The organism is Pseudomonas sp. xss_4, from assembly GCF_043104125.1.
Lineage (GTDB): Bacteria > Pseudomonadota > Gammaproteobacteria > Pseudomonadales > Pseudomonadaceae > Aquipseudomonas > Aquipseudomonas parafulva_B.
The window spans coordinates 58949-81734 of record NZ_JBICKJ010000018.1; the positions used below are offsets into that span (position 1 = coordinate 58949).

Genomic DNA, 22786 nt, shown 5'->3' on the forward strand with positions numbered 1-22786 from the left:
TGACGACAAGGATGCCCTGTATGGCACACGATCCTACACGCCTGCTTCGCCGGCTGAACGCCTATTGTACCCAGGCACTCACGGCAGCAGCTTCACTTTGCCAGGCACGTGGGCACAGTCATATCACCGTTGAACACTGGCTGTTGAAACTGTTTGAACAAGGCGAGGGCGATCTCGTGGTCATCGCCCGCCGATACGAGTGGGATATGGATGCCATCTGGCAGGGACTGCTTGACCACTTCAACACATTGCCGCGCAGCGTTCTCAGCAAACCTCAGCTGAGCGGTGAAGTGCAGCAGCTGATTACCAATGGCTGGTTGCTGGCATCGCTGGATCGTGACTGCGAGCAGTTGCGATCCGTTCACTTGCTGGGGGCGCTGTTTGAAGCGCCAAACTTGCTTAAGTGTTCAGCCGCTTGGCCTGCATTGAGCATCGGTCCTACGCAATCGGAGCAGGTGAAAGCGCTGCTTGAATTCGATTCGGAAGAACGTCAGTCAGAGCAGAGTTCATTGTTCAAGCCAGAAGTGCGAGGAGAGTCTGAGGCTGTGGGCGGCACAGGTGGTGATTCGGCATTACTCGCCATCTTGGATCAGTTCAGCCATGACGTTACTGCCAAGGCTGCAGCAGGGCAGATTGATCCGGTGTTCGGCCGCGACGATGAGATCCGTCAGGTGATCGATGTGCTGAGCCGTCGGCGCAAGAACAACCCTATTCTGGTAGGCGATCCAGGTGTTGGCAAAACCGCGCTGGTCGAGGGGCTGGCTTTACGCATCGCCAGCGGCGAAGTCCCCGATAGCCTGAAACCGGTGTGTATCCGTACGCTGGACCTGGGGCTGCTCCAGGCGGGTGCCCGGGTCAAAGGCGAGTTTGAGCAACGACTGAAAAATGTGATCGACGCTGTTCAGCGGTCTGAGACTCCGGTGCTGCTGTTCATTGATGAAGCCCACACCTTGATCGGCGCTGGCAACCAGGCTGGGGGCGCAGACGCGGCGAATCTGCTGAAGCCGGCGTTGGCGCGTGGCGAGCTGCGCACCATCGCTGCCACCACCTGGAGTGAATACAAGCAGTACTTCGAGCGCGATGCGGCGCTGGAGCGTCGCTTCCAGATAATCAAGGTCGATGAGCCAGATGATGCCAATGCCTGTGTGATGCTGCGAGGGCTCAAAGCGCGATATGCCAGCTACCACGGCGTACATGTTCAAGACGCCGCAGTGCAGGCGGCGGTCAGCTTGTCCCGGCGCTTTCTGACGGGGCGCCGTCTGCCAGACAAAGCCGTTGATCTGGTTGATACCGCCTGCGCCCGCGTTCGCATGAGTCTGGATTGTGAGCCTCACGCACTGGTTCAGCTGAAGTCGCAACAGTCAGCGCTGATCGCCGAGCGGATGGCGCTGGAAGACGACGCACAGCTTACCGGTAATTCGGATGAATCTCACTTGGCGAAGATCACTGCCCAATTGGTGCAGCTGGAGAGTCAGCAAGCCGCGTTGGTGCTGCAATACCAGCAAGAGCTCGATCTTACCCATCAGCTGCTAGAGGCTCGCCAGGCCGAGCAGGTCGATACAACTGTCTGCGCTCGGCTACAAGAGCAACTCAACTACGTGCAGGGCAGTCGGCCACTGCTGTCACTCGACGTATGCGCCCGCAGTGTGGCTGAAGTGATCGCCGACTGGACGGGCGTGCCTCTCGGCAGCTTGCTGAAGGATGAACATGCCAGCTTGTTGAACCTGGAAGATCAGTTGGCCGAGCGTGTTGTTGGACAAGACGCCGCGCTACTTGCAATTGCCCAACGATTGCGCGCCGCCCGAACGGGCCTCACTGACGACAAAGCACCGATGGGCGTGTTCCTACTGGTAGGGACCAGTGGTATCGGCAAGACAGAGACGGCGCATGCATTGGCCAGCAGTCTGTTCGGTGGTGAGAAGTCATTGATCACGCTCAACATGTCTGAGTACCAGGAGGCGCACACCGTCAGCCAACTCAAGGGTTCGCCGCCGGGTTATGTCGGCTACGGCCAAGGCGGCGTACTCACTGAAGCCGTTCGCCAGCGTCCCTATAGCGTCGTGTTGCTGGATGAAGTCGAGAAGGCCCACCGTGATGTGCTCAACCTGTTCTATCAGGTATTTGATCGCGGCCTCATGCGTGATGGAGAAGGAAGGGAGATCGATTTTCGCAACACCGTCATCTTGATGACTTCCAATCTGGGCAGCGACTTGCTGCAAGGCAGTGTCGAGCGGCAGCCAGACATTGAGGAAGCGGCACTGCACGAACTACTGCGTCCCGTGCTACGCGAGCACTTCCAGCCTGCACTGTTGGCGCGCTTCCAGACCTTGATCTTTCGCCCGCTGGGGGGCGATGCACTCAAAGGCATAGTCGCCATCAAGCTCGACCAGGTGGCCAAACGCCTGCTGCGTCATTACGGCTTGAGGTGTGAGGTTGATGACCCGCTCTACGAGGCGCTGGTCGCCGCCTGCCTCTTGCCAGATACCGGCGCTCGCAACATCGATAGCTTGCTCAACCAGCAGATCCTGCCGGTGCTCAGCCAGCAGTTGCTGCAGCGCCAAGCCCTCGGTCAGCCAACACAAGCCGTGACGCTTGGGTACTGCGAAGACACCGGCATCAGCTTGATCTTTGCGGATGAACACGATCCCGCGCTGCTGGCTACCGAGAGGGCTTGATCATGGCGAAGCCAATAACGGGTTTCACCCATAACCGCTATCAGCTAGAAGTTGAAGACCTTACGGCCGAGCTCGATGTGCTGTCATTCAAAGGCGAGGAATGGCTAAGCCAGCCATTCAAGTACACCGTTGCATTCACTTCCCAGGAGCAGGATATCGAGGCGGCGCAGATCCTCGGTAAGGATGCCAGCTTCCATCTGGGCAAGTCTGAACTGACCACTCAGCTTCCAATGCCTGACGGGGCATCACGCACAGTGCATGGCGTGATCACAGGTTTCAAGCGTGTCTCCGGCTCCCGGGACGAAGCCCGCTACCAAGTCACACTTGAAGCGCACCTGGCATTGCTCGGACGTGGCAAGCAGTACCGGATCTATCAGCATCAATCGGTTCCGGAAATTGTTGAAAGTATCCTGCGCAGTCGCCACCAACTGCAAGGGCAGCACTTCGTGTTCGACCTGGCGCGCGAATATCCCAAGCGTGAACAGGTCATGCAGTACGGTGAGAGCGATCTGACTTTCATCAGCCGTCTGCTGGCGGAAGTCGGCATCTGGTATCGCTTCTCCCACGACGATCGGCTTTACATTGATGTGGTCGAGTTTCACGACCACCAAAGGCATTACCAGTTTGGCGTCAAGTTACCGCATCGACCTCTGTCGGGCTTGACCAGCAATGGGCAGGACGGCGTATGGGCGCTGCAGGTTGAGCATCAGGTCGTGGAGCAGCACATCAACGTGCGGGCTTATCACCACCGGGACGCGGCTGCTTTCCTGGATGGTGAGGTTGATCACAGCCGGGGTGACACCACCACGTACGGTGAAGGCTATCACTACGGTGAGCCTTATACCGTGCTGGGTGACGCCATTGACCAGGATGAGGACCTGCTCAGCGAAAGCGGGTACTTCTATGCGCGCCTGAATCATGAACGCTTTCTCAATGATCAGACCCGTTGCACCGGCATCAGCAGCAGCGTGACGCTGGCCCCAGGGCAAGTGCTGACGGTCACTGACGGGGCGCCACAGGTCTTCGAACCTGGCGTGGTCATCACCCATTTGACCGTCGAGGCAGCACGCGACCGGAGTTTGGAAGTCACGTTCGACGCGATCCCTTACTCGGAGACGATAGGCTTTCGGCCAAAATTGCTGGGCAAGCCACAGATCGCCGGTACGGTGCCGGCGCGGGTCACCAGTACGCAAAAGAACGATCCTTACAGCCATATCGACATGGAGGGACGTTACCGGGTCAACTTTCTGTTCGACCGGGACACCTGGCGAGCAGGCGAGGAAAGCGTCTGGCTACGACTGGCACGCCCCTATGCCGGTGACACCCATGGCCTGCACCTGCCGTTGATCTGCGGTACTGAAGTGGCGGTGGCGTTCGAGCAAGGTGACCCGGACCGGCCCTACATCGCCCATGCCTTGCACGACAGCGAACATCCCGACCACGTGACGCTGCGCAACTACAAACGCAATGTGTTGCGGACCCCGGCCAATAACAAGTTGCGCATGGACGATACGCGTGGACAGGAGCACGTCAAGCTCAGTACCGAGCACAGTGGCAAGAGCCAGCTTAACTTGGGGCATTTGGTGGATTCGAGTAATCAGACGCGTGGTGAAGGCTTTGAATTGCGCACCGATGCTTGGGGAGCGATTCGTGGCGGCAAGGGAATTTTCATTAGTGCTGACAAACAAGCCAATGCTGCGGGCGACGTGCTCACTATGGACCGCGCCAGCACCCTGCTAGAGAGTGCGAAGCAACAATTGGCCCAATGGAGCCAAATTGCTCAGACCCATCGCAGCCGCCAGCCTGATGTCGATGCGCTGAGCCGGTTCGAGGCTGAGGCAAAAAACCTCAAAGGCTCTGCAATTCTTCTTAGTGCACCTGATGGTATTGGTGCAGTGACGCCGGCAAGCTTGCTCTTGAAAAGTGGTGAAGCACTCTGTGCTCAAACTGACGAAGAACTCAACTTGGCTGCAGGCAAGCGGCTGTTTGCCCACTCCGGCCAGGGAATCTCGTTGTTGGCGCAACAGCAAGGCATGCGCCTGATCTCCGGCAAAGGCCCCTTGGAAATCGAGTCGCATGGCGACTTGCTCAATCTGATTGCTCAGCAAGACCTCACCGTCCAGTCCGTGGAGGGTCATCTGCAATTGACGGCCAAGAAGGGAATTACGCTCGGCTGTGGCGGTGGCTTCATCCGTATTACTGATCAAGGCGAAATTCAAATCCATAGCCCGGGCTTGATCAGTCTCAAGGGCAAGCACAGATTCAATCCACCTGCTGGTGAGACCTTCGTGCTGCCTGAGTTGCCGGGAGCCGTGTGCAAGGAATGTCTGAAGAGGGCGCAAGCCGCTGCCCAGGGCTTCGTACTCAGGGAGGCGCAGGCATGAGCACACAGTCGGCCACCACGTGGCTCAATCTCCTGCTGTGCGCGTGCGAGGAGGCACAGACCCCCTATCTGCACGTGATCATCGACCAGGCTGGTTGCGAGTCACCGATGCGCCCCAGTGTGCTTAGCGTCGACCCGCCGCTGGATTGCTACTCCCTGTTCACTGGCCTGCCTGAGGAAGTTGCCGAGGATCTGGCCCCTCTGCTGGTGCGGGTTGATCTGACACAGCCGCTGCAGCGGCAATGGCTTCTGGGTTTGCTGAACGCCACCAATGGCCTGCCAGTTGTCTTGACCCTGGCATCGACCTGGCCCTTTTCGATACTCGCAGAGCACCTTGGCCGCTGCATCGAGGCACTCAACGGAGGTTGTCTGGGCTTGCTGCGCTATTACGACCCAAGGCTGTTTCCCTTGCTGTTCAGTCACGTACTGACGCCTGAGCAACAGCAGCCGTGGTTACAGCCCGCGTTGTTCTGGAGCTGGCTCGATCGCGATGGCATGCCTCAGCACTTGCTCGGTGCAGCGCAAAGCCCAGAGATCGATGAGCAGTTCACGCCACTTGAGCTCAGTGACAGCCAGGTCGACGTTCTCTGTTGCGCCGGTGACGCGACCATAGCGATGGTCAGTCTTGCTGCGCAATTTCCCAGTGACTGGGGAGCGGAGCAGCGTTTCCGCACTTGCTACAGCGGGATGCTGGCCGCCAGCACGGCCGGCCTGCTGGCACATGGTCAGCGTGAGGCTCATACCCTCGAGCACCTGCGCCACATGATCGATTCCGCACTTTCTATCAAGGCCCCATTGCATGGCCAGGAGCCGTATTCATGTCCCCGATAAAGGAGCCCGTCAGCTATCCGCCGCAGTTCCCGATGCAGGGGCGGCTGCCTCAGCGCATGGAGCAGGTGCAGGCGAACGTCCTGCGTCAATGTGAGCAGGAGCGTGGCTATCACGACGTCCTGTGCCTGGCTTCCGGTTTCCGTCAGACGCCGCCTTGCTGCAAGACGCTTCACATCAGCCTGTTTTTCGACGGTACGGGCAACAACCTCAATAACGACCTGTACGAGTCCAAGGTCCCTCACCCGACCAATATCGCACGGCTGTTTCGCGCAAGCATCGGCACCGGTCACGCGGGCGGTACCAGCCATCACGGCCGTGCGCAAGGTTTGACTGATGCTGCAGGTACCGGCAACGGGCAGTTTTTCAAGTACTACATGCCGGGTGTGGGCACCCCCTTCCCGGAGGTGAACGACCTGGATTACACCAGTGAAGGCCTAGCATTTGCGCGTCGTGGTGAAGAGCGCATCAATTGGGGCCTGCTGATGCTGATCGATGCCCTGCGGCTTACCTTGGCGCTACCACGGCTGGACAACGTCGCCTTGCAAAAATCGGTCGAGGCTATGGGAACCTGGATGGGAACGGGGGGAACGATGGGGCCCGCCAACCGGTCCCGAGAGTTTCGCCGGCAACTCAAGGCCATCGAACAACCCTTGCGTATCGCCTTGGGCCCACCTCAGCCGGGGCAGTCGAAGTTGTTGGGGATCAAGCTGTATGTCTATGGGTTCTCGCGGGGAGCTGCGGCGGCGCGGGCGTTCATCAACTGGCTGAACCTGCTGCTGTCGCGCCGCGAGGCCGAGCCGACACTCACGCTCTACGACCTCAAGCTACCGATCAGTGTGGAATACCTTGGGCTGCTGGATACCGTGGTATCGGTGGGGCTTGCCGATATTTCGCCTGGGGTCACTGGGCATATGGGCTGGGGCGATGACAGCCAGGTACTGCCCAGAGGAAACCTGGTTAAGCGCTGCCTGCATATCGTCGCGAGTCACGAGCAGCGGTTGAGCTTTCCGTTGGAGTCGATCCGCCGGGAGGATGGTAGCTACCCGGCGAACAGCGTTGAGGTGATCTATCCCGGGGTGCATTCGGATCAGGGAGGAGGGTATCCGCCGGGTGATCAGGGGAAGGCGGTTGGTCTACAAGATGATCTGTTGCTTTCGCAGATCGCATTAAACGATTTGTATGCTGACGCTTTTACTTATGGAGCTCCGTTAAAAGTTCCACCGCACGCGCTGCCAGTGGGCCTGCTGAATGAAATTTGGCGGGCTATGGAACCTGATCTCGTAATGCAGTTCGATGCTGGACCGCCATTAGTCAATCGCTTTAACGCTTGGCGTCAGGTGACTCTCAACATGACTAATTCCCCTCATCCACTTTCGCTTGAGCAAATCGAACGTTATCAAGTCTCGCCGGCTTCAGTTTCTCTAGAAGACGCAGTACGTACCCAACTCGCCTGGATCACCGCGTGGCGAATTGATCGTTACGCCTTCGCCAGTCTCAAGACCACACAGTTCTACCGCAATGCCAGTGATACACACGCTTCGGAGGATGCCCGCAAACGCGCCGAGGCAGAACGGGAGCGACAGCAGGCTAAGGTTCAGGCCCGCCGCCTGCAGCAAAAAGCCCGCGAACTTAACGGCGCACCGGTTCGCCGCTGGAACCTGGCATCCCCGATTTCGACCCGGACAGAGCTCAGACGCAACTGCGCGAAGCTGCCGAGGAGTTCGGCAAGGCCTATCGCAATCTCGATAGCGACCCCTATCTGACCTTCTTGCGCATCGCGAAACAGGTCAACCCCATCGCGCTGCTGACGTACCTCAACAGTGCCGAAACCCGGGCCGAACGAGAACGCCTCAAGGCTGCCGGGCGTGAAAAGGTCAGTGAGCTCTTCCCACCTCCGCTGGGTGAGCACAACCACGTTTCTGAGGGCACTCGCGGCAATGTCGACGAGCACCGTAACAGCCAGAAACCAGAAGGGCTGTTGCGGGCCTTGCTCGATGACCAGGTACATGACTCGCGCGCCTGGTTCTTGCACGCCCTGCTCAATGGTCGCTACCTGGGCGTGAGTCTGGCAGCAGGACGTGAACCCTGGGGCAGTTACTTCAACGAACGCATGGTGTTTTTCGGTGAAGCGGACCGAAGGGACCTGGCATTGCGGGTCGAGCCTGACGGAGAGTCAGCGCCTGCGGTCAGCATTGCCGGAATCTCAGGCCATACCCGGACGATTCTAGAGCTTGACGCTCAACAAAGGGCTGAAATCCAGCAACGCATCACGGCAGTCTGGGATGCCCATTACGCGACGGTGAAGGAGGTGAGCAATGGGGTGGGTTGACGATGGTTCGCAGCAACTGAAGGCCAAACGCGCAGCCAAGCGCATGCGGCGCCATCTACTGAACATCGTGCTCGGCAGCACGGCGATGTTCGTGGGCATTACGGTCGCCAGTGCGAGCAGCATTTATGGCATCAACCATACCCATTGGGCGATCAACCGGTTCAGTGTCGATGGCCGTTCAGCCGTTGACATCATTGGCCCCTATCAAGGCGGGGGTGGAGGGTGCTGCTACAGCGCACCCGCATGGCATCCGGGGCTGACGGTGCGGGTTGAGTGGGAAACAGGTGCCGGTAGCGCAATAGACTTTCCAGGATTCGGAGATCGGCCTAAATATTTGGCTTGGAGAGAAAAAATCCTAGCGCAAAAGCGCAGTCACAGCAAAGTCGTTCCCCTTCCGGATTACACCGATCAGAAAGTCTGCGGCATCACCGTGCATTTCCTGCCCTGTGATGACATTCAGGTCACTACCTCCTGTTACGCCTACGGCAGCCCCGAGTACCCGATCAAGACCCCGCTGCAGTTGCCGGAGCCGCAGTCATGTTCCCGTTGAATCGCATGGTTCTTGCCGACTATGCCAGCCTGTCTTTGCTCTTGCTCGCCAAGGCTGCCGGGCGTGAAAGGGTCAGCCAGCCCTACTCACGCGGCTGGTTTCTGCACGCCCTGCTCAACAGTCATTACCTGGGTGTGAGTTTGTCGGCAGGACGTGAACCCTGGGGCAGTTACTTCAACGAACGCATGATGTTTTTCGGTGAAGCGGACCGAAGGGACCTTGCATTGAGGGTCGAGCCGGATGGGGAGTCGGCGCCTGCAGCCCTCATCGCCGACACCTCAGGGCATACCCGGACGATTCCAGCGGATGATGCTGAGCAATGGGTTCAGCACCAGCAACGCATCACTGCAGTTTGGGACGCTCATTACGCGAAGGTGAAGGAGATGAACAATGGGCTGGGCTGACAGGGGGATGCAGCAAGTCAAAGCAAAACGTGCAGGCACGGTGATACTGCGCCATGTACTAAGCATCACTCTCGGCAGTGTGGCAATGTTTGTGGGTGTTACGGTAGCCAGTGCGAGCAGCATTTATGGCATTAACCACACCCATTGGGCGATCAACCGGTTCAGTGTCGATGGCCGTTCGGCGATTGACATCATCGGCCCCTACCAAGGAGGTGGTGGAGGGTGCTGCTACGGCGCACCAGAACGCTGGCATCCGGGCCTAACGGTGCGGATTGACTGGGAAACGGGGGCTGGAAGCACAGAAGATTTTCCTGGGACATTAGATTGGTCCAAAGTTGTAGCCTGGAGAGAAAAAGTCCTGGCGCAAAAGCGCACCCACAGCAAAGTTGTCCCCGTCCCGGATTACACCGGCCAAAAAGTCTGCGGCATCACCGTGCATTTCCTGCCCTGTGATGAGCTTCAAGTCACCACCTCCTGTTACGGCTACGGCACCCCCGAATACCCGATCAAAACCCCGCTGCAGTTCCCGGAGCCGCAATCATGTCCTGCCAAAAGCTCTGACCAACAGGAGCACCAGTGATGCACGCGTTCATTAGAAAGGGTGACAGCTTGCGTGAGGGAGGCGGCGAGGTGCTCGAAGGGCACTATCTGTGTGAAGACCAGCCGATTGCCTGCAAGGGGGACGCTGTGCGCTGCAACCTGCATGGGCTGACGGTGATTGCCGAAGGCAGTGACCTCATCGAGATCGATGGTTGCCCGGTGGCACTGCACGCTCACCGCTGTGCTTGCGGCTGTAGCCTGGCCAGTTCCATGCCCGATACCTTAGCTGCTTCATGAAGAGGATTCCGGTGTTTGCACCCTATCCATTGGCGCGTGAGCCTCGCTACTCGCGCTGGTTTGCAGGGGCAATCGGGTTGTTGGCATTGCTCGGCATTGCAAGTGTCCTGCCTCCTTCCCTTGTTGCACCGCAGCTTGTCGCCTTTACGGTGGGAGGCATGTTGCTCAGCGGGTTACTGGCATTCTTGATTCATGTGCTCTATTTCCGCTTTAACCGCCACAACGCCCAGTGCTATGGCGAAGCGGTGGAGCGGGAGCAGCAGGCATGGTGGGCACAGCATCGCCAGAAAGTTGCGCTGGTCGAGTCGGTTCTGCTGAGTGCTTCGTGCGGTAGCCCGGAGGATCTGGACGGCTTGCTGGACCGTGCGAAACTGCCACCCGTGGCACGGGAGACGGGTGAAGGCTTGTCGCTTCGTTTGCTCCAGGTATTTGGACGCGACGCGAAACAGCGCGAGCAAGAGCTGGCAACACTGCTCGCCTTGAAGTGGGGGGCACAGCGTAGCACCGATCAGAGCTTGACCCCGTCAAGCTGTTATTGGCATGGCTCGCAGGCAGCCTGGCGTGCATTCGTCGAGCAGATGGCGCAGTGCTGTCCTGACGTGCACCTGCCTGAATATCCTCAGACATGGGATGGGATCCTTAGCCTTGACGCGATCATCGATCAGTTGCAAGGGGCTCCTGATGGTGCGCGTGTGCTCTGTGCCGGTTGTCAGAGTTCCTCACCTGATCGTGCAAGTTCTTTGCCCGCAGGTGAGGCCGCAGTGCTATGGCTACTTGGCGCTGAAGGAGACGTGGCCTTTTTTCGTGGCGAGTGGTTCTCGCAGGCAGACGAGGACCTGGCGACCGTTGCCGAGCGGGCTGTCGAGCAAAGCCTGCTAGAGGCACCGGCGCAGACCTGTATAGCGTTTTCTCAGCCTCATGTGCCTGATCTAGCCGCAATCGGCTGGGATGCCAAAACCAACGCTCAGGACGCCAACTTTGGCGCGTTGGAACAACTGGAAGCTATGGTCGTGCAGACCCTTGCCGCTTGGTATGTCCAGCAGCATGGCGTGCCCTGCGCATGGCTGGCTTCAGACCCTCATTTCACCTTGACCCTTGGAATTGTGCGGCCCCATGAATCAGGTAGCTGAATCACAAAAAGTATCTGCTTGGCAAACGGCTGTTTTGCTCGCTGTAACGGTGGCTGTAATAGTCACCGCCTGCGGGGTAGCCTGGTGGTTCTGGGTAGGGCACCCCCGCAGTCGGGCTTCTCTCATGGACCTTATCTTCAAAGGCCTCATCTTTTGGGGACTGCTTTTCGTGACCGCAGTGCTCGTATGGCAGGCAGTGCTGCACGGTATCCGAGGCCTTGTGCATCGTCCCGGGGTGCAACCGTCTGATCTGGAGGTCGAAACTTGGCCCCCAGATGTGAGTGCGCAGATCCAGCAGCACTTGCGTGAGCATCATGGTCAGTTCTGGCGGCGTCGGGTCCGGTTTTATGTAGTCATTGGTGAGCCGGCCGAAGTCGAAGCGGTCGCGCCCGGTCTGACGCATCAGCTGTGGCTGATGGGAAAGGATACGGTTCTGCTCTGGGGGGGCAGTGTGCAGACTGCTCTTGATCAAACGTTGATAGAACAATGGTGCACGCTAGGCCAAAGAGGTGGGCTGCATGGCACCCTCTGGGTGGTGAACAGAGCTCAATGTACCGATAGCGAGTCTTTGGGCTTTGCTTTCAATCGGTTGCAGGGACTTGCCCGGCTCTCAGGTTGGAAGGTATCCGTTCATGTATGGCAGATCTGCGAGAGCGAATGGTCACAGCCAGCCCGCGACGTGCGGGCGGTAGGCTGCCTATTACCACCGCGATTTTCTCCAGTCCAATTGGCTGAGCGTCTGCGTAACTTGCAACAGCCGCTGCGCGAACAGGGTTTGGCGCAGATGCAGGTCCAGATAGCGCACGACTTTCTTCTGCGGCTTGCGCGTGGCCTGCAAATTGACGGCGCTGCACGATGGTATCGGCTGATTGAGTCCCTCTCAGGCAGAACCACACGGGGCATCCAGGTCCGTGGCGTGTGGTTCAGCTTGCCAGCTCATAGGTCAGGATCTGCGTCGGCAATCGATCATCACTGGCCCGAAGACCCAGCATGGTCCGGAATCCTCAACGATCGCTCCGCCCGAGCTCGCCGACTGGGCTGGCACCCAGCCAGAATTGCCTACGTTTCTGCACTGGGCCTCGCTTGCATCTGGGGTATCGGCTTGTTGTTGTCCTTTGCCAGCAACCGGGCCGAAGTCGGTCAGATCGCGGCGGCGTACAGCGCTTTGCAGCAGCCTGTAGCAGGCGTCGATACTAAACAGGCACTGGACGAGCTGGTACGCGAACTCTCCCGCCTGGACTACCGATCAGAATACGGCGCACCGTGGTACCAGCGCTTTGGCCTGAACCGGTCGCACGAGCTGCGTGAAGCGGTGTGGCCCCTCTATACGCAGGCCAATAACCAGCTGCTCCGTGACCCAGCTGTCGCTGAGCTGGAAAAACGGCTCAAGGCGGTAGTCAACTTGCCTCCTGCGAGCCCTCAGCGCGCCAAGCGGGCACAGCAGACGTATGACTACCTCAAAGCCTATCTGATGCTGGCACGCCCGGAAAAAGCCGATGCCGCGTTCTTGGCCCAGACTTTGGGCACTGCCGAACCGGCACTATGGACGTTCTACGGCCAGCACCTGCCTGAGCACCCTGACTGGGCGATCAAGGCCAATCTCAGGCTGATCGCCCAAACACGCCAGGTGCTGCTGCGCGAACTGGGGCAACGAAACACTGAAAGCAGCCTGTACCAACAAGTGCTCGACACTGCGGCGAACCACTACCCAGCGTTGGGTTTGCAACAGATGGTCGACGACACCAATGCAAGCTCCTTGTTCACCAGTGCAGAACAGGTCCCCGGTGTATTCACCCGCCAAGCCTGGGAAGGGCAGGTCCGCTCAGCCATTGAAGAGGCGGCGCAGGCACGGCGCGAAGAAGTCGACTGGGTACTCAGCGACAACCCCAACGACATCGGCAGTGAACTGAGCCCCGACCAACTCAGGGAGCGGTTGACCGCACGCTACTTCCAGGATTACAGCAGTGCATGGCTGGGCTTTCTCAACAGCCTGCGCTGGCAGCAGGGCCACGGCCTGAGGGATGTGATTGCTCAGTTGACGCTGATGAGTGATGTACGTCAGTCACCACTGATTGCCTTGATGAACACATTGAGCTACCAGGGCCAGGCCGGTGTTCGTGGTCAGGCCCTGGCCGATTCCCTGATTGAATCCGCACAGAAGTTGGTGGGGCAAAAAGCAGCGCCGATCATCGATCAACTTCCCCAAACACCCAGCGGCCCGCTTGACAGTACCTTTGGCCCTTTGATGGCGTTGCTGGGCAAGGAGTCTGAAGGCCGATCAGTCGATGGCCGCCTGAGCCTGCAAGCCTTCCTCACCCGAGTCACCGGCGTGCGCTTGAAGCTGCAGCAGGTCGTCAATGCACCCGATCCCGAGGCGATGATTCAGACCTTGGCGCAGACGGTATTCCAAGGCAAAGGCACGGACCTGACCGATACCCAGGCCTACGGCAACCTGATCGCCGCCAGCCTCGGCGCCGACTGGGGGCCAGCGGCCAATACGCTGTTCGTGCAGCCGCTGGATCAGGCCTGGCAACAGATTCTGCAGCCGTCCTCGGCCGGCCTCAACCGGGCGTGGCAGCGCGCGATCGTCGATGAGTGGCAGGGCGCCTTCAGCGGCCGTTATCCGTTCGCGGCCACCAGCAGCGACGCCTCTTTACCCATGCTGGGGCAGATGATCCGCGCCGACTCCGGGCGCATCGAACAGTTTCTGGCGCAGCAACTCACGGGTCTTCTGCGCAAGGAAGGCAGCCGCTGGGTGGCCGACGCGCGGCAGAGCCAGGGCCTGCGTTTCAACCCGAACTTTCTCACCGCGATCAACCAGCTCAGTCAGCTGGCCGATGTGCTGTATACCGATGGCGGTATGGGCTTGAGCTTCGAGCTGCAAGGCAAGCCTGTGCGTGATGTGGTGCAGACCACCTTCGTACTCAATGGTGAAAAGCATCACTACTTCAATCAGCGAGAAAGCTGGCAACGCTTTCGCTGGCCCGGGCAAGGCGACCATCCCGGCATCAGCCTGACGTGGAGCAGCGTCCATACCGGCGAGCGCCTGTTTGCGGACTACCAGGGTACCTGGGGGCTGATTCGTTTACTGGAGCAGGCCAATGTCACGGCGCTGGACGACGGCGACAGTCGTTTTCGGGTCGTGCTGGATGCGCCAGATGGCCTGGGCCTGACCTGGCACTTGCGCACGGAGTTGGGCGAAGGGCCGCTGGCACTGCTCAAGTTGCGCGGGTTCAGTTTGCCACGAGAGATCTTTCTGGCAGATGGCCGAGACACCCCGCAGTACACGCAGAATGGGGGTTTCGAATGAGCCTGAAAAGCCTTGTCGAAAGCTGTTTGCCCGCCAGCGAGCCGCTGGTCATAGCCCGCAAACACGGCGAATCCTGGCAGCCTTGGCTAACGCCCATCAGCGGTGATGTAGCTGTGGGAAAGGATCCGGGCTACGACGATGATTTCCAGCGCATGCGCGAAGAGGTCAACAAACTCTCCGGGGCGGATGTGGACCTTGTGGCGCAACTGGCGCAGAAGCTGCTCCAGCAGTCCTGCAAGGACCTACGCGTTGCCACCTACTATCTGTGGGCACGCTTGCACCGGGATGGTGAGGCCGGTCTGGCTGATGGCCTGAGTTTGCTGGCGGCGCTGATGGAACGCTATGCCTGCGACATCCTGCCGGCGCGCCCCAATAGCCGCAAGATGGCTTTGGAGTGGCTTGCCGGCAGCAGGGTCTTGGCAAGCCTGTCGCTGTACCCTCAGGTCGTCAAGGCTGAAAGCGAGCGAACGGTGGCAGCATTGGTGTGGCTGGAGCACGGCTTCAGCCAGTGGCCCGAAGACCACCGGCCACAATTGGACGCCTTGTACGGCGCTCTCAACACCCGACTCGCCGTATCGGGAGGTGTGGATGCAATCGTCCCGCAGACCAGCAGTGATTCACCGCTGAGAAGTAGCGCCCCTGGCCCGAGCGCATCACCCATTAAGTCCGGTCGCGATTTGCTGGACAGTGGCCGGGGCCTGGCCAGCTACCTGCGTGAACAACCCGAAGGGTGGTTGGCAGCGCATAGGCTGATGAAGAGCTTGCGCTGGGACACCGTGCATCAGGTACCGCCGCAAAATGCCCAGGGGACTACCCGCCTGGCGCCGCCTCGCGGCGAGTATCGCGCGCAGCTCAAGCGCTTGCACCTGCAGCAAAGCTGGAGCGAGTTGATTGATCAGGTTGAGCAAATGTATGCCGAAGGCGTCAATCACTTCTGGCTGGATCTGCAATGGTATCTCCATCAGGCCTTGGGCAAATCGGCTGACCCCTACAAAAGCTGGGCGGATATCGTCAAACACGATCTGGCCATGCTGCTGCACCGGCTGCCGGGCGTGGAGCTACTGTGTTGGAGCGATGGCTCGCCATTCGCTGATGAGGCCACGCGTGAGTGGATCAACCAGCAGGTCAGCGGAAACCGCCCAGATCAATGGCTGCCCGCAGCGGCCCCCGCACTGTCGGCGGCTGCCTGCGAAATACTCGCCTTGGAACCCGAGGCACTGGCGCAAGCGGATGCTGACGGTGTCGAGCAGGCGCTGGCTTGGCTGGCAAGCCGGCCCGATGTGCAGACCGGGCGTCAGCGTTGGTTACTGCGCTTGCTGATGGCGCGCGTGGCCGAGCAGTGCGGCAAGGCCGAGCTGGCCATTCATTTGTTCACTGAGCTGGACGCTGCCGCGCAACGCCACACGTTTGCCGATTGGGAGCCTGACCTGCTCTTCGAGGTCAAGGCGCGTTTACTCAAGCTGCTGCGTTTGAAGGCCCAGCGCAACGACGCTGACCGGCCTGTGTTGGCGCGGCAAATGGAACATCAGTTGGCAGCCCTCGTATCCCTTGACCCGGTACGAGCTGCAGTGCTGTGCAGCTAACTCAATTTGATCAGGAATCTGTTTTGACTACGGATAACCCAACCCTGCGTTACTTCGACGCTGAAATGCGCTACCTGCGCGAAGCGGGCAAGGAGTTTGCCCAGGCTTTTCCGGACCGTGCGGCGCAGCTCAACCTGGATAAACCCGGCGCGGAAGACCCCTTCGTGGAGCGCCTGTTCGAGGGCTTTGCGTTCCTGATGGGGCGCCTGCGCGAGAAACTGGACGATGACCTGCCCGAGCTGACGGAGGGGCTGGTAAGCCTGCTATGGCCCCATTATTTGCGCACCATCCCATCGCTGGCCATCGTCGAACTGATGCCAGATGTCAGTCAGATGAAGGGCTGCGAGCAGGTCGCAAGAGGCTTTCAGGTGCTGTCACAGCCGGTGGGGCAGCACGGTACCCGCTGCCGCTACTCCACCACGCAGGATTTGACGCTACGGCCGCTCCATCTGGAAACCGTGCGACTTGACCATGAGCCAGATGGGCGTGCAGTTCTGCGCCTACGCTTCGCGCGTGGAGCACTGGCCAACTGGGATCAACTCGACCTCGCGCATATCCCGTTGTATCTGAGTGGCGACGCGGCGCTTGCCAGTGTGCTGCATCAGGCGCTGACATTGAACGTACAGGCGTTGCATGTGCGCTTGCCAGGCGCGGCGCAACGCAAGGCATTTGCGGGGCAGTTCAAGCCTAAGGGGTTTGCGGACGATGATCGTCTATGGCCTAAAGGCGATAGCGCCTTCAGTGGTTATCAGTTGTTGCTGGAGTACTTCACGTTCCGTGAGAAATTCATGTTCGTCACACTCTGTGGCCTCGATTCGCTCGCGTTGCCCCCAGATGCCCCATGGTTCGAGCTTGAGGTCATGCTCAGTGAGACCTGGTCGCATACGTTCACGCCCACACAAGAGCACATTCGTCTGCACGCGGTTCCCGTGATCAACCTGTTTGCACTGGAGGCGGACCCGCTCACCCTGGACCCGTTGCAGAATGAATACTTGCTTCGCCCAATGCGCTTGCAGGACGGGCATACAGAGATCTACTCGGTAGACAAGGTTTCTGGAACGAAGGACAGCGTGCGTCAGGACTACGTGCCTTTCAGCAGCTTTCGCCACAAAGGGGGCATGCTTCGCGATGAGGCCCCTGAGCGCTACTTCCATACCCGCTTGAGGCGCGGCGCCAATGGTTTGCATGACACTTGGCTGATTCTTGGCGGGGAGGGCTTTGACAAAGATGTATTGCTCAACCGCAAAAGCCTGTCATTGCGCCTGACGGGTACCAATGGCCAGCTGCCGCGCAAAGCCTTGCGCAGCACCTTGCTCGATGCTGCGGCGCAGTCCACTCAGGCAGGCTTGCGTGTACGCAACCTGACCGCGCCGACGCTGCCTTGCTACCCGCCGAACCGCGATCGTTTCCACTGGCGAGTGCTCAGTCATCTGGGATCGAATTTTCTGCCGATGCTCAACAGCGCTGAAGTACTGCGTGGCACGTTGGCTTTGTATGAGTGGACGGGCAGCGAAACGAATCGCCGCCGTCTTGAGGCCATTGTCGACGTCAAGCATCACCTGATCCAGCGCTTCGAAAAAGGCTTCTTGCTGCGAGGTGTGGATATCGAGGTGACGGTCGATAGCAACGGCTTTTCAGGGGAGGGGGACATCTGCCTGTTCGGTGAAATGCTCAGCCGGTTCTTCGCCCTGTACGCGGACATTCACTTGTGCACTCAACTGACGATGATTCTGCAACCGACGGGGAGGTGCCTGCGATGGAACGAACATCACAGTCAGCGTATTCCCGGTTGACGGCCGAAGGCATTCTGCACGTGCTGGCTGAACAGATTTCAACCGCTAACGTCTACCGATTCTGCCAGGTGCTGGAGCAGGTGTTGGCTGAACAACCACCGTTGGGCAGCACTGCACACCCCGGCGATGACCGGGTCAGGTTCCGGCCAGACCCTGGAATGGGATTTCCAGCAGGTGAGTTGAAGGCCATTGAAATCGACGAGTCTGCTCCAGACCGACCGCTGACCGTGCGAACCCGGCTGCTGGGTTTGTATGGCGTCGACTCTCCTTTGCCCACAGGCTATCTGGATGATATCGCTCAGCGGCGCGAAGGCCATGAGGCACTGGAGCACTTCCTCGATATCTTCAACCATCGTCTATTTACCCAGTTCTACCGGATCTGGCGCAAGTACTCCTACCCGGCAACGTTCGAGCCGGGCGGGCGAGATGCCACTTCACAGTGTTTGTTGGGCTTGATCGGGCTGGGTATTCCCGGTACGGCAGCGCGCATCGCCACACCGATGTCACGTTTTCTGGCCCTTCTCAGTGTGATGCGCCTGCCCACGCGCAACGCGGAGGGGATAGGTGCCTTGGTGAAGTTGCTGGCGCCGCATACGGATACGCACGTGACCGGGCATTGGCCGCAGAGCGTTTTGCTTGAGCAGCCTGCCAGTCTTGCACCCGAGCGTCCGGTGAGGTTGGGCCAGGGCATGCCATTGGGTGCTGTCGGGCACGACGCTAACAGCCAACTGCGCCTGTTGCTGTGTACCGAAGATGTGGATGAAGCGCGTGAGTGGCTTCCGGGGGGCCGGCTGCTGACCGATTTGCGGGTTTTGCTTGAGGTGTATCTGGGGTGGCGTTGCACAGCGCTGCTGCAACTCTCGATTCCACGCGAGATCGTGCCGGCTCCTGTACTAGGGCGCACCAGGTCGATGCTGGGCATGACCGCGGTGTTGAGGCAGACAGAGGGCGTACAGGCATCGGCTCAATACAACGCGATCACAATCAACCTAGGCCGATATCAAGGTCTGCAACCGAATCCTTGCAGGAGGGAGGTACAGCATGTTGCGTACCGTTTTTAATGGCTTCACCGCATCAACGTTGCTTGCTGTTTTGAGTGGGTGTGGCCTTGCACAAACGGTGGCAGACGGCACGGCGTCCACTGCCCAGATGATCTTCTTCAAGCAAGTCAAAACGCTGCACCTGGATCTCAACGGCCGGACAGCGATTAATACCGATGGCGCAGAGATGAGCGGGCTGTCGGTGCCAGTATTGGTGCGGATCTACCAGCTCAAGGGCAGCAAGGCACTGGAGAATGCCTCCTATGACGAACTGGTAAGCCAAGGTGAGCGAGTGCTTCGCAATGATCTGCTCGATGAGCGCGTCGTGGTGATAAAGCCCGGTGAGGCGGCGCAGCTGAGTACACCTCTACAAAGCGACGCTCGGTATGTTGCGGTGGTAGCGCTATTCCGAAGTCCAGACGTTATCGAAAATACGTGGCGCGTTGTCTTGCAGCGGGACGACCTCGAACCGGATCAGGCCAGGGTGCTCGAACTGGGCGATAACCGACTGACGCTCCGACAGCGCGCGGAGGGCTGACTGCATGCCTGAAACCAGTCCCTCTCTTTACGAAATGCTGTTGCAGAACTTCCGCGGTGAGCTAGCGCTGAGCCAGGTGAATGAAGATGACCAGTTGACCCTCTCGGTGCTGGACAACATTCAACGCATTCTCAACAGCCGTGCAGGTTCAATCTCGCATCTGCCCGACTATGGTTTGCCAGATATGGGCACGGTGCTGCAAGGGCTACCGGCTTCAGCCCATGGCTTGATGAACAACATCGCCCGAACGTTGCGCCGTTATGAGCCACGGCTGGCGCAGGTGAGCGTGCATCTAATGCCTCAGTCCCGCCCTGGCCATCTTGACTATGCCCTTGACGTACTCATCAAGGGCGGCGGCAGGGCGTTCTTTGGGACCACACTCGGGGTCGAAGGCTGGGTTGTGTTACGTCACCTCAAGCAGGAAGGCTACCTTCCCGTGCACTGGAACTGACAGGGGGCCAGATGACGACGCTTTTTGAGATGCGTGTCCGCCTGGGTGGTAATCCGGGCGACTTCGATGAGTTCAAGAGGCTGCACGGTGAGTTGGCAAAGCTCAATCACCCTGCCTGCCCAGACGTGGACTGGGCAAAAGTCGAGGGGCTGTGCCTGCGGCTATTCGAGCTGAACGGGGTTGAACTGCAGACCGCGGTGGCTTTTGTGCTTGCGCGCAGCTACCGCACAGGGTTGGCGGGCTTGACTGAAGGCGTGGCGCTGCTCGGGACACTGAGCGATGAGTGGCCGCACTTGTGGCCAGTGCAGGCGTCAGCTCGTATCGACCTCCTGGCTTGGCTGTTTGCTCAATTGCATCCATGGGTACGCCGGGTGGAGTGGGGCACGTCAAACTCGGCAGTGCTGAGCAATCTGGTTGTCGAGCTGAACCGGCTGGAGCATCGCTTGGAACGCCTCGGTCATGCGCCATTGGTGTCACTGCAGGTCTTGCGCAATCAGATAGTCAGCCTTCTGCAACGCGTGTCGGCAAGCCGAGCGGCGCCAATGCCGCTTGCGCTGCAATCCTGGGCGACGGTTGCTGAGCCTCCCATTACGCCTCACATGGCTGCTGTCGTTTCTGCGCCTGCGGCTTATACATTCGTTGTCGAGCCTTCGGTGCACAAGCGTGTCGTATTGCCATGGTTGCTGACATTGATGGTCACGATTGCGTCCTTGGGGTGGTTAGGCTGGCAAGAGTGGGCAGCCAGGCAAGCAGAAGAACCCCCTCCGTCTGACCCTATCCAACTCGACAGCTTGATCCTGTTCGATCCCGGCAGCGCTGAACTCAAACCCGGCTCAACCAAGCTGTTGATCAATGCTCTGGTCGGAATCAAGGCTCAACCAGGCTGGCTGATCGTCATTTCCGGACATGCGGATGCGCGGGGGGATGCTGCCAGGAATCTAGATCTTTCTCGTGCCCGCGCCTCTGCTGTTCGCGACTGGATGCAGCGCATGGGCGATATTCCAGACAGTTGCTTCGCTGTCCAAGGTGTTGCAGCCAGTCAGCCGGTCAGCAGCAATGACACCCTCAATGGCCGCGCAGAGAATCGTCGGGTGGACATTCGCCTGGTACCTCAGCGAGATGCATGCGGTGAGCTGGAGGCGGTAGGGCGTTCGACTCGGGCAAAGGAGCCTGCATGATGGCTAATCCAGGCCATTTAGCAACTAGACTCGCAGGCGCGTAACGTGCGCAAGGATGTACTGGGCATCCTGGAGTCAGCGGGCACTCTAGATCGCCGGGGCCGCTGCGCGGCCCGTCGCGGTGCAAGACCGCTTCTACAAGGACCGCGTAACACTGAGCCGGGCGCTGCGTCTAGGGTGACTGTCTTGCCCCTTACATGAAACCCACCGGCTCGCGTGGAGCGGTCTTGTACCACGATGGGGACGCGCAGCGGCCCCCGACGGTGTAAAACGCGAAGCTAACCCCGCAACACGGCACCCAAGCCTGCCAGCGCCTCAGTTGCGATCCAACCACACCGTCTGCACATTGGTGAACTCACGCACGCCAAAATGCGACAGTTCACGCCCGAACCCGCTTTTCTTCACCCCGCCGAAGGCGACACGGGGGTCGGAAGCGCAGTAGCCATTGATGAACACCGCACCGGTCTCCAGCGCCGACGTCATGCGCTCGGCCAAGGCATAGTCGGCGGTGTAGATGGTCGAGGCCAGGCCAAACTCACTGTCGTTGGCCAACGCCACGGCATGGTCGGCATCCCGCGCGGTGGTGATCGCCGCAACCGGGCCGAACAGTTCCTGCCTGAAGGCTGTCATCTGCGGCGTCACATCCCCCAGCACGGTCGGTGCGTAAACGTTGGCCACACCCTCGACCTTGTGACCGCCGAGCAACAACGTAGCGCCCTCGGCAAGGCTGGCCTGCACCTGGCCATCGAGCTCGTCGCGCAAATCGTAGCGGGCCATGGGGCCGATATAGGTCGCCTCTTCAAGCGGGTTGCCCACCTTCAAGGCTTGCGTTGCTTCAACGAACTTGCGCGTGAAGGCCTCGGCGATGCTCTGCTCGACGATAAAGCGCTTGGCGGCCGCGCACACCTGCCCGGTGTTCTGGTACCGCCCGATCACTGCTGCCTGCACGGCTGCATCCAGATCGGCATCGGCCAGCACGATGAAAGGGTCCGAGCCGCCCAGTTCCAGTACGCACTTCTTCAGCGCAGCACCGGCTTGAGCACCGATCGCCATGCCGGCGCGCACGCTGCCGGTCAAGGTCACCGCCGCAATGCGCGGGTCGTTGATGGCGCGAGTCACACCGTCCGGTGTCACGTTGAGCACCTCGAACACACCCTGCGGGACGCCCGCATCCTTGAACAGCTTGTCCAGCAGGTAGGCGCTGCCCATCACATTGGGGGCATGCTTGAGCACGTAGGTATTACCCGCCAGAATCGCCGGTACCGCGCCGCGCAGCACCTGCCAGACGGGGAAGTTCCAAGGCATCACGGCCAGGATCGGGCCCAACGGGCGGTATTCGATGCGGGCTTTTTCGACCTGGGTCGCTTCAGGCGCGAGCATCGCGGGGCCGTGCTCGGCGTACCAGCGGCATAGCCCCACGCACTTGCTGACTTCACCACGGGCCTGGGTGATGGGTTTGCCGATTTCGCGGCTGATCATCTGGGCAAACGTCTCTGCCTGAGTCTCCAGGGCAGTGGCCAGCGCCAGGAGGTGCTCGCTGCGCTGATCGGCCGACAGCCGGCTCCACTGGCCGTAGCCATGCTTGGCCCGCGTTAGCGCAGCTTCGAGCGCGGCATCGGTGTCGAACGGGTAGGCGCCGATCTGTTCGCCGGTGTACGGGTCAAGGGAGATGGCGTGGGTCTGGCTGCTGATCGCATTCATGGCGGGACACTCTCGCTGTAGGTATGCAGTGGGCTCAGCCTAGTGGGCTAGGG

General features: G+C 59.7%; 19 protein-coding genes. 17 read left to right on the top strand and 2 right to left on the bottom strand.

Going from position 1 to position 22786, the window contains the following annotated elements; genetic code table 11:
* Positions 1-20: 20 nt before the first annotated feature.
* From tssH to ACF8GB_RS03475, 10 genes are all read left to right on the top strand, one after another.
* Positions 21-2675: a type VI secretion system ATPase TssH gene (gene tssH, locus ACF8GB_RS03430; protein ID WP_392526550.1), complete on the top strand. Its 2655-nt coding sequence runs from the start codon at positions 21-23 to the stop codon at positions 2673-2675.
* Positions 2676-2677: 2 nt separating this feature from the next.
* Entirely contained in the window at positions 2678-5059 is a 2382-nt protein-coding gene (locus tag ACF8GB_RS03435) for a type VI secretion system Vgr family protein (RefSeq protein ID WP_392526551.1), read from the top strand.
* Positions 5056-5889, top strand: coding sequence for a DUF4123 domain-containing protein (locus tag ACF8GB_RS03440; RefSeq protein ID WP_081322898.1), 834 nt, complete (start codon positions 5056-5058; stop codon positions 5887-5889). Before ACF8GB_RS03435 ends, ACF8GB_RS03440 begins: the two co-directional genes overlap by 4 nt.
* Positions 5877-7652 carry a phospholipase effector Tle1 domain-containing protein gene (locus ACF8GB_RS03445; RefSeq protein WP_392474791.1) on the top strand — a complete coding sequence of 592 codons (1776 nt, stop codon included), beginning with the start codon at positions 5877-5879 and terminating at the stop codon, positions 7650-7652. Before ACF8GB_RS03440 ends, ACF8GB_RS03445 begins: the two co-directional genes overlap by 13 nt.
* Positions 7589-8218, top strand: coding sequence for a hypothetical protein (locus ACF8GB_RS03450; protein WP_392474825.1), 630 nt, complete (start codon positions 7589-7591; stop codon positions 8216-8218). Before ACF8GB_RS03445 ends, ACF8GB_RS03450 begins: the two co-directional genes overlap by 64 nt.
* A gap of 85 nt (positions 8219-8303) precedes the next feature.
* A complete protein-coding gene (locus ACF8GB_RS03455) occupies positions 8304-8768 on the top strand; it encodes a DUF3304 domain-containing protein (protein ID WP_058606172.1) in 465 nt (154 codons plus the stop codon).
* Entirely contained in the window at positions 8756-9172 is a 417-nt protein-coding gene (locus ACF8GB_RS03460; RefSeq protein WP_197844951.1) for a hypothetical protein, read from the top strand. Before ACF8GB_RS03455 ends, ACF8GB_RS03460 begins: the two co-directional genes overlap by 13 nt.
* A gap of 85 nt (positions 9173-9257) precedes the next feature.
* Positions 9258-9752 carry a DUF3304 domain-containing protein gene (locus tag ACF8GB_RS03465; RefSeq protein ID WP_197844955.1) on the top strand — a complete coding sequence of 165 codons (495 nt, stop codon included), beginning with the start codon at positions 9258-9260 and terminating at the stop codon, positions 9750-9752.
* A complete protein-coding gene (locus ACF8GB_RS03470; protein ID WP_197844952.1) occupies positions 9752-10009 on the top strand; it encodes a PAAR domain-containing protein in 258 nt (85 codons plus the stop codon). Before ACF8GB_RS03465 ends, ACF8GB_RS03470 begins: the two co-directional genes overlap by 1 nt.
* A 77-nt stretch (positions 10010-10086) precedes the next feature.
* The gene (locus ACF8GB_RS03475; RefSeq protein WP_326383437.1) at positions 10087-11139 is read left to right on the top strand and encodes a hypothetical protein; all 1053 of its coding nucleotides are present in this window, start codon (positions 10087-10089) and stop codon (positions 11137-11139) included.
* 1 nt (position 11140) lies between these two features.
* Here the strand turns inward: ACF8GB_RS03475 and ACF8GB_RS03480 are convergent, their stop codons facing one another.
* Entirely contained in the window at positions 11141-11626 is a 486-nt protein-coding gene (locus ACF8GB_RS03480; RefSeq protein WP_197844954.1) for a hypothetical protein, read from the bottom strand.
* Positions 11627-12241: 615 nt separating this feature from the next.
* Here ACF8GB_RS03480 and ACF8GB_RS03485 point away from each other — a divergent pair.
* The 7 genes from ACF8GB_RS03485 to ACF8GB_RS03515 are packed head-to-tail and all read left to right on the top strand — an operon-like array spanning position 12242 to position 21032.
* Positions 12242-14449: an ImcF-related family protein gene (locus ACF8GB_RS03485; RefSeq protein WP_392526552.1), complete on the top strand. Its 2208-nt coding sequence runs from the start codon at positions 12242-12244 to the stop codon at positions 14447-14449.
* Positions 14446-16032, top strand: a complete 1587-nt coding sequence (gene tssA, locus ACF8GB_RS03490) for a type VI secretion system protein TssA (RefSeq protein ID WP_197844444.1) — start codon at positions 14446-14448, stop codon at positions 16030-16032. Before ACF8GB_RS03485 ends, tssA begins: the two co-directional genes overlap by 4 nt.
* 23 nt (positions 16033-16055) lie before the next feature.
* On the top strand, positions 16056-17825 hold the full coding sequence (gene tssF / locus ACF8GB_RS03495; RefSeq protein ID WP_197844445.1) for a type VI secretion system baseplate subunit TssF: 1770 nt from the start codon (positions 16056-16058) through the stop codon (positions 17823-17825).
* Positions 17789-18886, top strand: a complete 1098-nt coding sequence (tssG, locus tag ACF8GB_RS03500; RefSeq protein ID WP_197844446.1) for a type VI secretion system baseplate subunit TssG — start codon at positions 17789-17791, stop codon at positions 18884-18886. The genes tssF and tssG overlap by 37 nt, the downstream gene beginning before the upstream one ends.
* Positions 18867-19403 (top strand): type VI secretion system lipoprotein TssJ, encoded by a 537-nt coding sequence (gene tssJ, locus ACF8GB_RS03505; protein ID WP_197844447.1) that lies wholly within the window; start codon positions 18867-18869, stop codon positions 19401-19403. The genes tssG and tssJ overlap by 20 nt, the downstream gene beginning before the upstream one ends.
* A gap of 4 nt (positions 19404-19407) precedes the next feature.
* The gene (gene tssE / locus ACF8GB_RS03510; RefSeq protein ID WP_392526553.1) at positions 19408-19854 is read left to right on the top strand and encodes a type VI secretion system baseplate subunit TssE; all 447 of its coding nucleotides are present in this window, start codon (positions 19408-19410) and stop codon (positions 19852-19854) included.
* Positions 19855-19865: 11 nt separating this feature from the next.
* Positions 19866-21032, top strand: coding sequence for an OmpA family protein (locus ACF8GB_RS03515; RefSeq protein ID WP_197844449.1), 1167 nt, complete (start codon positions 19866-19868; stop codon positions 21030-21032).
* Positions 21033-21347: 315 nt separating this feature from the next.
* On the opposite strand, the gene ACF8GB_RS03520 is transcribed toward ACF8GB_RS03515, so the two are convergent.
* A complete protein-coding gene (locus tag ACF8GB_RS03520) occupies positions 21348-22733 on the bottom strand; it encodes an aldehyde dehydrogenase family protein (protein ID WP_196125511.1) in 1386 nt (461 codons plus the stop codon).
* Between the last annotated feature and the right edge of the window lie 53 nt (positions 22734-22786).

Bases quoted from the DNA above. Each gene is read 5' to 3' on its own strand.
- tssH (WP_392526550.1), top strand. From the start codon at position 21: ATGGCACACGATCCTACACGCCTGCTTCGCCGGCTGAACGCCTATTGT.
- ACF8GB_RS03435 (WP_392526551.1), top strand. From the start codon at position 2,678: ATGGCGAAGCCAATAACGGGTTTCACCCATAACCGCTATCAGCTAGAA.
- ACF8GB_RS03440 (WP_081322898.1), top strand. From the start codon at position 5,056: ATGAGCACACAGTCGGCCACCACGTGGCTCAATCTCCTGCTGTGCGCG.
- ACF8GB_RS03445 (WP_392474791.1), top strand. From the start codon at position 5,877: ATGTCCCCGATAAAGGAGCCCGTCAGCTATCCGCCGCAGTTCCCGATG.
- ACF8GB_RS03455 (WP_058606172.1), top strand. From the start codon at position 8,304: ATGTTCGTGGGCATTACGGTCGCCAGTGCGAGCAGCATTTATGGCATC.
- ACF8GB_RS03460 (WP_197844951.1), top strand. From the start codon at position 8,756: ATGTTCCCGTTGAATCGCATGGTTCTTGCCGACTATGCCAGCCTGTCT.
- ACF8GB_RS03465 (WP_197844955.1), top strand. From the start codon at position 9,258: ATGTTTGTGGGTGTTACGGTAGCCAGTGCGAGCAGCATTTATGGCATT.
- ACF8GB_RS03470 (WP_197844952.1), top strand. From the start codon at position 9,752: ATGCACGCGTTCATTAGAAAGGGTGACAGCTTGCGTGAGGGAGGCGGC.
- tssA (WP_197844444.1), top strand. From the start codon at position 14,446: ATGAGCCTGAAAAGCCTTGTCGAAAGCTGTTTGCCCGCCAGCGAGCCG.
- tssG (WP_197844446.1), top strand. From the start codon at position 17,789: ATGGAACGAACATCACAGTCAGCGTATTCCCGGTTGACGGCCGAAGGC.
- tssJ (WP_197844447.1), top strand. From the start codon at position 18,867: ATGTTGCGTACCGTTTTTAATGGCTTCACCGCATCAACGTTGCTTGCT.
- tssE (WP_392526553.1), top strand. From the start codon at position 19,408: ATGCCTGAAACCAGTCCCTCTCTTTACGAAATGCTGTTGCAGAACTTC.
- ACF8GB_RS03515 (WP_197844449.1), top strand. From the start codon at position 19,866: ATGACGACGCTTTTTGAGATGCGTGTCCGCCTGGGTGGTAATCCGGGC.
- ACF8GB_RS03520 (WP_196125511.1), bottom strand. From the start codon at position 22,733: ATGAATGCGATCAGCAGCCAGACCCACGCCATCTCCCTTGACCCGTAC.